At 61.5% G+C, this 1,355-nt stretch carries 1 protein-coding gene; it reads left to right on the forward strand.

What is annotated here, in order from left to right:
• Window positions 1-56 precede the first annotated feature (56 nt).
• Window positions 57-1,316 carry an IS256-like element IS1356 family transposase gene (locus tag SB771_RS33390; RefSeq protein WP_175662729.1) on the forward strand — a complete coding sequence of 420 codons (1,260 nt, stop codon included), beginning with the start codon at window positions 57-59 and terminating at the stop codon, window positions 1,314-1,316.
• Window positions 1,317-1,355 lie beyond the last annotated feature (39 nt).

A 1,355-nucleotide genomic window follows, 5' to 3' on the forward strand; every position in this document is an offset into this window, starting at 1 on the left:
GAGCCTATCCGAACCTTTGTGTGTGAGGCATAAACTGATGGCCAAGGAGCCACTTTATGCCACGCAAACGCAAGGAAGAAGCGACCGTAGAACCGGGCAAGGGCTTGAACCTGGACCCGGAACTGATCAAGCAACTGGTGCCCGGGACGTTGGACCGCGCAACGATCAACGAGCAGCTCGCTGCGCTCAAGAAGGCGATCTTCGAGCGTGCGCTGGGTGGCGAGTTGACCCACCACCTCGGCTACGAGAAGGGCGAAGCCAAGCCGGCCGGCAGCACGAACCATCGCAACGGCACCAGCCGCAAGCGCATCGCGACCGATGACGACCTGCTCGACGTCGAGATTCCACGCGACCGCGAAGGCACCTTCGACCCGGTGCTGATCGCCAAGGGCGAACGGCGTTTCACCGGCTTCGACGACAAGATCATCGCGATGTACGCACGCGGCATGAGCGTGCGGGAGATTCAGGGCTTCTTGCTGGAGATGTACGGCATTGAGGTGTCGCCGGACTTCATCAGCACCGTCACCGATGCGGTGATCGACGAAGTGCGCGAGTGGCAACAGCGGCCGCTCGAGCCAATGTACCCGGTGGTGTTCTTCGACGCCTTGCGCGTCAAGATCCGCGACGAAGGCGTGGTCCGCAACAAGGCGATCTACCTGGCGCTAGGCGTGCGCCGCGACGGCACACGTGACGTGCTGGGCCTCTGGATCGAGCAGACCGAGGGGGCCAAGTTCTGGCTGCGGGTGGTGAACGACCTGAAGCTGCGTGGCGTGCAGGACATCCTGATTGCCGTGGTCGACGGCCTGAAGGGCTTTCCGGAAGCAATCAACACGGTGTTCCCGGAAACGACGGTCCAGACCTGCATCGTGCATCTGATCCGGAACTCGCTGGACTTCGCCAGCTGGAAAGACCGGAAATCCGTCGCGGCGGCGCTCAAGGAAGTCTATCGGGCACCGTCGGCCGAAGCGGCCGCCGTGGCGCTGGATGCGTTCGATACGAGCCCGTGGGGTACGAAATACCCACCGATTGCCGCCCTCTGGCGACGAGCCTGGGATCAGGTGATTCCGTTCTATGCCTTCGCGCCCGATATCCGGAAAATTGTATATACGACCAACGCCATCGAGTCGCTGCACATGCAGCTTCGAAAGATCATCAAGGCGCGCGGCCATTTCCCGTCGGACGAGGCCGCGCTCAAGCTGATCTGGCTGGCCCTGCGCAACGTCGTTGCCAAGTGGACCGGTTCCCGACACGATTGGAAAAGCGCGATGACCCAGTTTGCGCTGCTTTACCCGGAACGATTCAACATCGGAGTCTGAATCTCAACCCGCCTCACACACTAAATTCCGGATACCTCC

It is taken from the genome of Burkholderia sp. SIMBA_051 (genome assembly GCF_046534915.1).
Taxonomy (GTDB): Bacteria; Pseudomonadota; Gammaproteobacteria; order Burkholderiales; family Burkholderiaceae; genus Burkholderia; species Burkholderia ambifaria.

Coding starts and splice junctions, on each gene's coding strand:
- SB771_RS33390 (WP_175662729.1), top strand. CDS start 57: ATGCCACGCAAACGCAAGGAAGAAGCGACCGTAGAACCGGGCAAGGGC.